We start from the raw sequence: 9,160 nt of genomic DNA, 5'->3' as shown, positions 1-9,160 counted from the left end.
ATTGATAAATGTATTCACCGTGCGACTGAACCATAAAACTGAACACCAAATACTTAACGATTTCTTCGAACCACTAACAAGGGTTTTCATGCAGCAGAAAAAAGAAAAATTCCAGGCTTCGGGCCCACAGAAACCAGAGAAAAGTAATAACGGCACAAAAAAAGCCCGGACTTCGGATAGAAAAAGCTCTCAAATTACGGATAAAAAGGCCTCCAAAACTTCAGACAATAAAACTTTCCGAACCTCGGATAATAAAGCTTCCCAAGCTTCTGATAATAAGGCTTCCAGAACTTCGGATAGGAAAAACTCTCAAACCCGGCAAAACAGGGTAAAAAACAAATCTACGGGTTTTAAAGGAAGGCTTCCTGAAGGAAAGCATGCTTTCAGCAAGAGCGCTGGCTCTGAAAAAAGTCCGGATTTGATCTCTTCAAAGAAAAAGAACTTCCAGCGCTTCGAGTATGAAGATGATCAGATTTTCTGGTGCAGAAAATGTAATCTGCCCTTGATAGGAGAAGAATGCGGAAGATGCGGCAGCAAAGGGGAAGTCCTTCAGCTCTCCCAGCCTGCAGATGTCCGTTTTTGTTCTCCTTATGAGTGGGAAGTCCTGGATAAACAGCTTTATTCAGCCTTTGGCTGCAATCCCCTCGGAGAGAGGCTTATTCTCCTTAACAAAATCCCTGGCGAGGATAAAACCGATGAAGTGCTCGTAGACGGCTTTATTTTTGGAATTCTCCGGTTTGAGCTTTCCAAAATGGATTATCGTTTTGAACCTTCCCTCCAGGGCGCAAAGATTCTCCTGAAACACGCTGAAGGCAGAAAAGTCAAACTTAAAAAAACAAACCGGCACCTTAACGGAAAAAGTGTGGCAGCAGAATTTATTGAAGCTCTTGACAGCAATATAAAAGCCGGGGACTTTGTCCTTGTCACCGCAGGTAGCCTGACAGGCTATGGCGTTTCTTTAGTTGACGGTGCAGAATTTTCAGGATTGAAAGACCAGCATGGGTCCGAAACTCGATCCGAACCTGGACTATCAAAAGAATCAGAGAAAGTTCTGAGGGTCAGGAAGGTTGACAACAGTAAAGCATCACTTAGTCCTGAGACTCCAGATCTTGCAGCATGCATAGAGGCAAACAAAAAACACCTCCAGGTGCTTGGGAAAAACGCAATCAATACTATCCGTGGGATTATTTTCCGGAAAGAATACCGAAACCTGCCTGTCTATGTCTCTTTCAGCGGTGGAAAAGACAGCCTTGTGGCGCTTGATCTGGCGCGGTCCTCACTTAAGCAAAGGGAACTCAAAGCTTTCTTCCTGAATACCGGGATTGAGTTTCCGGAAACTGTTGAGTTTGTACAAAATTTTTGCCGGGAAAGGGAAATTCCACTCACCGAGGCAAACGCAGGTTCCGCTTTCCGGGAGCAGGTAGGAAAATTCGGGCCTCCTGCAAAGGACTTCCGCTGGTGCTGCAAGGTCTGTAAGCTGGCGTCGGCAGGGGACTTCGAGACAGGGAAAGAAGCCTCCTCTCAAAAGGGATACAGTGACGTGGCTTATCTGACAATTGACGGTAAGCGGAAGCACGAATCTTTCTCAAGGGCAAGGATTGCAGCAAGCGAGACCAATCCTTTTGTCCCTGCCCAGCTCAATATTTTCCCTATCAGGGACTGGAAGGCAATTGAGGTGTGGCTTTACATACACTGGAGACAGCTTCCCTACAATCCTCTCTATGACCTTGGCTTTGAAAGGGTAGGATGCTGGCTTTGCCCGTCTGCCCTTGCTGCCGAGTACGCCAGGGTAAAAGACCTGCATCCTGAAATGTACGTGAAGTGGAATGCTTTTCTGCTTGAATGGGCGAAGTCCAGAGGGCTTTCCGAAAAATTCGTAGAGCATGGTTTCTGGCGCTGGAAGGAACTGCCTCCGAAGATGCTCAGGCTGGCTGAGGAACTCGGGATTTCCGTGCTTGCCAGAGAAAATCCTGAAGACTTTGAAATTGAAGTCGTGTCAGGAATTTCTCCCTGCCGGGCAGGCGGCTATTCAATAGAAGCAGCAGTGAAAGGCATCACGGGAACAGAAGCTGCAGGTTTCCTCAATGTACTGGGAAATATGGTTTATGCTGAAGATCTCGGGATTTTACTAGTTAAAACTGGAACTGGAACTGTAAAGTTTTTTTCAAATGGGAATCTGCTTGCAAGTTCGGAAACAAAAGAAAAAGCGATTTCACTTTTTAAGGAGGCTGCAAAACAATTTACAAGGCTTTCCCGCTGTACCGGCTGCGGGATCTGTGTAAAATCCTGTCCGGTCGGGGCAGCTTCTCTTGAAGGAAAGACGCCAGGTGTAAGCGAAGCCTGCATCAGGTGTGGAAAATGCACAGAGTCCTGTGTTGTGACCAGATACTTTGACAAGCTTGTACCTGACCTAAATCAAAGGTTAAAGGTGTGAAGAATAAAAAGTCTGGATTTCCGATCTCTATGATATTTTTAAATAGTTCCTAATTATATTTAGATATTGCATTTTCTAGTCAAAGTTAGATTTTGCATTTCTATCGTTCTCTTTTAAAATTTGACTTAAACTTTATAACTTACCATCCAAATGGAACTGAAAAATGAGATTGAGCCAAAACCCTGACGGAGTAAGCCAGATAATCGCCAGCCGGTGGAAAATTGGAGCAGCCCTAGCGGTAGCGCTGCTTCTGTACTTTTCGTTTATAATTTTGCTGCCCTTGGCAGACGGGATTGTACTGGGCATAGTTTTTGCTTATATTGCCAGGCCCATCAGGATAAAATTCAAAAAGCATAGAAAAATAGGAGCCCTCATTGCCAGTCTTTTCATATTCATCCCTATAGTATTCATTGTCGGGGCAGGCATTGTTGAAATCCTAAACCAGATCTCCTGGATTATTGACAATCAGGCGGCAGTTGTGGCAGCAATTTTTGATTTCATACGTGCCCTGAATATTCCTGAAAAACTTATGGAAAACATTAATTCTACCATCTGGGACCTTTTTACCTCGTTGATCCCTGCGATAGGCAGCATAGGGATTTTTTCATATGCCCGGGGAATCGGGCTCTTTGTCGTTAATTTCATAGTTTCGATTATTTTCTGCTTTTATATACTTGCAGATGGTGACAGGCTTTACCGCGCTTTTCTTGGCGTGATACCAAAAGAGTACAAAGGAATTGTAAACCGTTACGCGTGTCACCTGGATCTAATCCTTAGAGGAATTTTCATAGGTACTGCCTACTCTTCCCTTATAGTAAGCGTGACTTCGGTTTTTGTATTCTATGCTTTCGGGTTTCCCCATGCACTGGCACTTGCAACCCTTATCTTCATAGCTTCGGTAATCCCTCTTTTTGCCGGATATATGGTGCTTGTACCTCTGGCTTTAATGCGCTACCTTGAAAGCGGATATGAAAGTGCAGCTTTTTTCCTTGTGGTCTCTTCCCTTATAATTTATGGCCCTCCCGAACTGATTCTCAAACCTTACCTGACAGGCATGAGATCCAAAATTCATCCGATGCCGCTGATTCTTGCCTTCCTCGGAGGAGCTTTCGTCGGAGGGGTTGCAGGTTTTTTTGCAGCCCCTATCCTCCTTGGAGCTCTGGTTGCGGCTTACAGGGTTTATCAGGAACATACCCGTCCCGAACTTGCCGAGACCTGTATAGACCTTAAGAACCTGGGACATTCCCATAAGGTTAATTCAGAAAAATAATTTTAGGAGTGAGGCTCAGAAATGGGCTAAAAAATATCGGAGGTCCTGGAGCTTTCCAGAATATGTCCAAAAGTATCAATCGAAAGGGATTATTTTATATCGTTGAAGGATATTAGGACTGTCATATATTCTTCTTTACCACTTTAATCAAGATCTACTGACGGTACAGACCGCAGTCAGTCTTATATAAATCAATTATTTGATTCAACCAAAACTAATCGGAATACTATTCCAAAGCAAATTCGGAACAGAATTCCACACCAAATGGACACACCAAACGGACAAGTGATAGAATGCAGTTATTGCTCATTCACTCTGATTATATTGAATACGAAACCAAAAAACAAACTCCAGTTGCTGAAAAAATTGAAGAGTCCTTAAAGTCCGGCAGGCTTGAGGAAGCACTTACCGCTTTTATGGCTGTTGAAAGTGTAGACGAGTCAAATCCCGAGGAAACTATAGAAAAGACGGTTGCCGAGATAGAAAAGGTAGCTGTCCAGGTCAAAACCGACCGTATAATGCTCTATCCTTACGCTCACTTAAGTTCTGACCTTTCTTCTCCTAAAGTTGCAGTACAGGTACTCAAAGGGATAGAAACTGCACTCTCAGGTAAATACGAGGTCAAACGTGCTCCCTTCGGATGGTATAAGGCTTTTAGTATCAGCTGTAAAGGGCATCCGCTTTCTGAACTCTCCAGGAGCGTACGTCCTGAAGGAACTGCAAAGGCAGTAGGCAAAGTCGAAGCAGCCGGCGAAGAGGTAGTTTCCGAAGCCCTCAAAGCCGAAGGTACGGCAAAGTCCTACTGGCGCATCCTTACTCCTGATGGAGAACTTCATGAGGTTGAAAGTTTTGATCTTACGCCTTACCCCAAACTTCAGAAGTTTGTAAACTACGAAATTTCCAAGAGCAGGGCTGTTGAGCGGGCTCCTCCTCATGTGGAGCTTATGCGGAGGCTTGAGCTTGCGGATTACGAGCCAGGGTCGGATTCAGGAAACATGCGCTATTACCCGAAAGGAAGGCTTGTAAAGTCTCTCCTTGAAAATTATGTACTTGATGTCGCAACTGATTTCGGGGCAATGGAAGTCGAAACTCCTATCATGTACGACATGAACCATCCTACCCTGAAGAAATATCTGGACAGGTTCCCTGCAAGGCAGTATTCCATCGAGTCCGACAAGCGGCAGATGTTCCTGCGTTTTGCAGCATGTTTCGGACAGTTCCTTATGAACCACGATATGACGATTTCCTACAGGAACCTGCCTCTTCGGATGATCGAAATGACCCGCTACAGTTTCAGGAAGGAACAGCGGGGAGAACTTGTGGGCTTGAGAAGGCTCAGGGCTTTTACCATGCCTGACATGCACAGCCTTTGCGAGAATATGGACCAGGCTGTGGACCAGTTCAAAAAGCAGTATGACCTCTGCATAGATGTGCTTGAAAATATAGGGATCCATATTAAGGATTATGAGGTAGCCATCCGCTTTACCAGGGACTTTTACGAGTCTAATAAAGAGCTTGTAGTTAATATGGCAAGGACCGTAAACAAGCCCGTGCTTGTGGAGATGTGGGACACCCGTTTCTTCTACTTTGTGCTCAAGTTCGAGTTTAACTTCGTAGACGCCCTTGAGAAGGCAAGTGCACTTTCCACGGTTCAGATTGATGTCGAAAACGCCGAAAGGTATGATATTTCTTACGTAAATGCTGACGGCAAACTGGAAAGGCCTACTGTACTTCACTGCTCCCCAAGCGGGGCAATCGAACGCTGCATCTACGCCCTTCTTGAGAAAGCTGCAATGGAAACTGAAGAAGGAAAGGTTCCTATGCTGCCAGTGTGGCTTTCTCCTACCCAGGTCAGGGTTGTGCCGATCTCAGAAAAACACATCGCTTTTGCCGAAGAAGTTTCCCAGAAGCTGGACTGCAGGGTTGACATCGATGACCGCGACCTATCAATAGGAAAGAAAGTTAGGGAAGCAGGCAGGGAATGGGTCCCTTACGTGGTGGTCATTGGAGATAAAGAACTCGAGGACGGCACCATAAACGTAACCATTCGGGCCGAATCCGAACAGAATAAGCCTAAAAAAGTGCAAATTACTCCGGAAGAACTTAATGCGCGGATTAAAGGCGAAATTGCAGGAAAGCCGTACAGGAAACTTCCCCTTGCAAAATACCTCTCTGTAAGGCCAAAGTTCTTTTAAATATGTTTAAAATCTTCTAAATTCTTTCAAATAAGTTTCCGGAAGCCGCCAGAAGAAACAAAATTCCCTGTTTGCCTTTTTCTTCTGGCTTTTTGGCATAACATATATATTCACGTAATTCTTATTAGTGAAAAGGGATTCCTTTTAAAAGAAAGTAGTTTTAGGTTTGTTCTTCTCCGTTTTGGATGAAAAAATCCTGATTTAAGTTTTTGGAATCAAATTTTTACTGATCGTTTGTAAGTTATGGGGAGTTACTTCTTATAAAATTTACAATTGCATGCAGCATTTCCGTTGCATGATTATATCAGTTTCCCAGAAACCTCTTTGTAAGGCACTTTCTGGTTTTGATATATCAAACTTTTACATTGACAAGTGTAAGGACAGCGTACTGATGACAATTTCAAATGAGACCGCAGTCGGTATGGAAACCATCGAACTTGAGCCCTTGAGGAAAGATAAAAAGAAAATCTTTGAGGATATTCTAAAATATCTTGAAACTAATCAAAGAGGCTATATCAAGGTTCCTACAGGCTGGGGTAAAACCTTTCTTTCGAAACATATAATGAAAAAGTACTACGACGAAGGAAAACTCGTGCTTTTCCTAGTCTCGAAAAATAACCCTCTTCTTAGCCAGACCTATTATGACAGGAAGAAAAACCAGCCCCTTTTTCCCAATAGCGCACTTCTCTCATCCGAGCATAAGGTTGACAGAAAAGAACTTGCTGAAACTTTGAGAGTTTTCGGGCAGGGAAAGAATGGAGGTTTTGTGCTTTTTGCCTCTCTTCAGACCGTACTTGGAAAGCAGAGCTCTGAGATCAAAAAATTGATTCTTGAACTTGCCGACCTTGCAATCGTGGATGAGATCCATAATTTCATTAACAACCGAGGAAATGATTTTCTTAATGAATTGGGGGAAAGGACAAAAATTCTGGGAATGACTGCAACCCCGTTCCAGGGAGTTGTCGGGAATGTCAAGTTCGTGGATGAAATAGCAGGGGATATGAGGGAAGTATATGCAAAAACCCTTCCTGAGTGCATCTTGGACAACGAACTTGCCCCCCTCAAGTATACGATTGCTGAGAGTTCTGAGGATATCTTTGAGATCTTTGATTTTGAAAGAGGGCTTGATGAGCTTGATAAGCAGGACCTTTTCCTTGACTGCAGCACTCCTGACAGGTTGAAAAAGGTAATTAGAAGAACCCAGCTTGCAAAAGACGTGTACGATTCTATGATAAAACACAAGCATGCAAAAACACTTGTGTTTTGCGCCCCTGTGAGGAAGCGTGTCTATGGCGTAGGGGCTGATGGCGAAGAAATTAACGCTTTCCATGCAAAGCTTACCTCCTCGGTCTTCAATGGGGAAATTTCAGTCCCGGAATCCGAAAAGGATCCTGAGCCTATCCTGCCCCTAAATTTTGAGAATTATACCCCTGAAGGCGAGTTCCGAGATACGGTTTTTATAAGTTCTGAACTGCCCAAAAATGAACAAAATGCCATTCTTGCAGCTTTCAGGGAGATTGGAAAGCCCCCCTATGTGCTGTGCACGGTAGGCATGCTGATTGAAGGGTTTGATTTTCCTGGACTTGAAGCCCTTGTTTTGCTGCGCCCTACCCTGAGTATGCGGCTCTTTGAGCAGCAGGTCGGAAGGGTGACAAGGCTTTCTTCAGTCTCAGGAAAGCAGCAGGGCAACGTCTTTGAGATTTCTGATAGTATTGACTCTCTCTACCAGCGTTTTGGGGAAGGCGTTTTTTCCGGAGAAAAGGTTGACCAGGTGCAGATGCTCCAGCCTGAGATCCGCCTTGAAGAACTTTTCTCAGAAGGCGATGCAGCCAGGGCAATCGAGGAAGGAAAGATCGAGATTAAGAAGGTGGAACTTGGGCCTCAAAGAAAAGGGAACGGAAAAAGAAAAGGGGTTCAAGTTCGGGAAATCCCGGTAAGGCTTCCTCCAACTTCCATCAGGGCAAAATATTTCTCACGCCTGCTCGCACTGACCGAAGAAAAGGACGTAGGAGCTTTTGAGCGGGAAAAACGGGAACTTATGCAGGCTACTCTGAGATTCCGGGTCAGGGAACTTAGGGATGCAGAAGAGCTTGCAGAGCTTGCAGGCAGTATAAATAAGCTCAAGCGGGAAGCCTATGAAGATCACAGGCTAGGGGATGTTTCAAGGCAGCACAAACCCAAGGTTTTCGGGGAAGTTGAATGGCTGCTGAAACTTCAGGCTCTGAACTCTCTCAAGTACAACGGCAGACATCTCTCGATGCCCGAGAAAAACCGGATCTTAAAAACTCTGAATTTCGAGCCAGATTTCCGAAAGATAGACAGCCTCAGGCTTAAATGCCTGAAACTGGGTTCGGCCCAGAAGAATATCCCTGAGCTTGTGAAGGTGCTCGGGTTCGTAAGCCGACTCTCGTCTTCGGAAACCTACCAGTTTCTCGACAAGAAGAAAAAGGAGCACTGGAAAAGGGAATTCTTGCCTGCGGTTTACTGGGGTTTCTGCTTCATAGATGATTCTCCTGAACTGAAGGAACTTTTCGAGTCTACGGAATGGGACAGGCGGGTCAAAAATATCATTCGGCAGAAATGATCTGATGATCCCTGACTACTGATGATTTCTGCACTGACGGTTTTTGACCAGTTGACTGAGATTATTCAGAGCATCAAGAGACCATCAAGAGGCAGGAATCTTTTGTTTTTTTCTGTGCGCCTTGCAGGACAGAACCGGCTTGCCAGCTAGATAAATACCTTACTTGATACCGGAGACCACATTCCAATTAACAAGAACATAAGCGCCACCACCAGTTTTCTAGCGGCCCTCTACAAAACAATAATGGAAATATCCGAAAATTAGCAAATAATCAAAGTTGCGCTGGCGCACTCCGCTGCAATCAATGGGGTATTCGACTGATAAATTATAACTGAAAAATACTTTTTTCAGTTATAGTTTAATTCTGCTTTGGTGAGGTTTTTCATTTTTTATCGTCGTTAGTTATTATTTTTCTAGTGGCCTTGAGAGTCGTGGCCATTTTAATTTATTTTTTCCATTCTCTTATTTTTTTATTACATCGGGAGCGCAGAGAGTCACGAATACTCTAACCTTCACAGGCTGTCCGACAATTCGATTTCAGAGTAAAAAGATAATGGAAAGCACTTAAGACTTTAAATTGAAAAAGAAGGAACTCGTTTATTATCGGTAGTAATTATTGGACAGCATATAAGATCGCAATGTTTATTTAAGTCTAGATCTGAGTGATTGTAAATGGA

General features: G+C 44.2%; 5 protein-coding genes. All 5 read left to right on the top strand.

The genetic code is table 11. From position 1 onward, the window contains the following. The coding region (locus BP621_RS03915) for a phosphoadenosine phosphosulfate reductase family protein (protein ID WP_349682042.1) at positions 1–2,434 on the top strand (2,434 nt) is incomplete at its 5' end. A 163-nt stretch (positions 2,435–2,597) separates the two neighbouring features. Further along, positions 2,598–3,704: an AI-2E family transporter gene (locus tag BP621_RS03910; RefSeq protein WP_292388065.1), complete on the top strand. Its 1,107-nt coding sequence runs from the start codon at positions 2,598–2,600 to the stop codon at positions 3,702–3,704. 293 nt (positions 3,705–3,997) lie between these two features. Beyond that, on the top strand, positions 3,998–5,899 hold the full coding sequence (locus BP621_RS03905; RefSeq protein ID WP_292388064.1) for a threonine--tRNA ligase: 1,902 nt from the start codon (positions 3,998–4,000) through the stop codon (positions 5,897–5,899). 391 nt (positions 5,900–6,290) lie between these two features. Further along, on the top strand, positions 6,291–8,483 hold the full coding sequence (locus tag BP621_RS03900) for a DEAD/DEAH box helicase (protein ID WP_292388063.1): 2,193 nt from the start codon (positions 6,291–6,293) through the stop codon (positions 8,481–8,483). Between the two features lie 21 nt (positions 8,484–8,504). After that, entirely contained in the window at positions 8,505–8,633 is a 129-nt protein-coding gene (locus tag BP621_RS03895) for a hypothetical protein (RefSeq protein ID WP_292388061.1), read from the top strand. Positions 8,634–9,160: the final 527 nt, after the last annotated feature.

The organism is Methanosarcina sp. UBA5, assembly GCF_002505485.1.
Classification (GTDB): Archaea; Halobacteriota; Methanosarcinia; order Methanosarcinales; family Methanosarcinaceae; genus Methanosarcina.
Note: the sequence above shows the minus strand (reverse complement) of the source record. Positions and strands in the feature narration are given on the sequence as shown.